Below are 1329 nucleotides of genomic sequence, written 5' to 3' on the forward strand. Positions count from 1 at the left end.
GTTAAAACAGATTAGTGGAAATAGCCACTCGCCATTCCCGCTAATCTGTTTGGATCTAAACACCTTTGCCTTCAAATTTTTTGATCGCTTCCGGCGAAACTGGTGTAAAGAAATTGATCAGGTTTCCATCTGGGTCCCGAAACAAGAGAGACCGATTTCCCCAGGGCATTGTAGTTGGCTTTTGTACAATATAAGGTTGAAGAAACCCCGCTAGCCTTTCGTATTCCTTATCCACATCTGTAACCTTAAATTCGATGATGACTGTACGGTTCTGAGCCGCTTTTGCAATACCATCGCCTCCAAAAAAATGTAAAGTTCTGGTACTGCCAATAGCTAGGGTTCCAAATGGCGTTTGAAGTTCTGCAAAGTCTTCTGTGTACTTTGTAAGTGGAGTCTCGGTTACATACTCGTAAAATGTCAATAAACGATCAATGTCTTCGGTAATGATTCTAATGGAAAGGAGATTCATGATTTCTTTATTTTGTTGAATACAAAGATTACATGGCCCACTGACAACCTTATGTCAGTGGCATAAACTTTCTATTTCTTACTTGGTCGTACTACTCGCAACACCTGCTATTTTAATAGCAAAAACCGGGCTGGAAGAATCTGTTTTTAATGCCGCAAAATGGGCTACATTCAAATTTGAGTTCGTTCCTTTTTCTGATACATAGTGGTCTGTGGATCTACAAAAAAGCTGCCCTTTTTCAAAGGCAGCTTTCTTATCATTCAGCTTCTTACTTCAGTGTAACTTCAGCCAGAACTGGAAAATGGTCTGATAAAAATTTTCCATGATAGGTATCGGTTAAAATTCCCCATCTGCTGGCGGTAAAACCCTTGGTTACAAAAATATGATCTATGATCTCGTAGCCACTATTTTCTTTACCCCACCCATTAAAGGAAGAATTGTTTACATAAGGATTCTTCACTTGTGTATAGGTATCTGTCAACACACCAGAGTTGGCAAGGGTCAAGTACCAATCGCTTTTCTGCCCACCATTTAAATCGCCTGTAAAAACAGCTGGTGTCTGGCCTGCGATTTCTTTGATTTTTTTAACTACAAGTTTGCCACTTTCTATACGGGCAATCTTTCCCTGGTGATCAAAATGGGCATTGAAATAATAGAATTTCTTGCCTGTTTTGATTTCTTGAAGCTGTACCCAGCTGCAGATCCGGTTACAGCAGGTAGCATCCCAACCCAAGCCTGGTTTATCTGGTGTTTCAGACAACCAGAAATCGCCTTTATTTAATAATTTAAATTTATCCTTTTTATAGAAAATAGCAGAATGCTCTCCTCCGTCGTTGCCATCATCGCGACCTAAACCGTAA

At 40.0% G+C, this 1329-nt stretch carries 2 protein-coding genes; both read right to left on the bottom strand.

Annotated features, from left to right (window positions below; translation table 11 throughout):
* Positions 1 to 55: 55 nt before the first annotated feature.
* Positions 56 to 469 (bottom strand): VOC family protein, encoded by a 414-nt coding sequence (locus DBR11_RS17215; protein ID WP_108553886.1) that lies wholly within the window; start codon positions 467 to 469, stop codon positions 56 to 58.
* 268 nt (positions 470 to 737) lie between these two features.
* Positions 738 to 1329: endonuclease/exonuclease/phosphatase family protein (locus DBR11_RS17220; protein ID WP_108553887.1), on the bottom strand; the 592-nt coding region annotated here is incomplete at its 5' end.

The organism is Pedobacter sp. HMWF019, assembly GCF_003061025.1.
Lineage (GTDB): Bacteria > Bacteroidota > Bacteroidia > Sphingobacteriales > Sphingobacteriaceae > Pedobacter.

What these genes read in the sequence shown, in the direction of transcription:
- DBR11_RS17215 (WP_108553886.1), bottom strand. Translation starts at nt 469, where the DNA reads ATGAATCTCCTTTCCATTAGAATCATTACCGAAGACATTGATCGTTTA.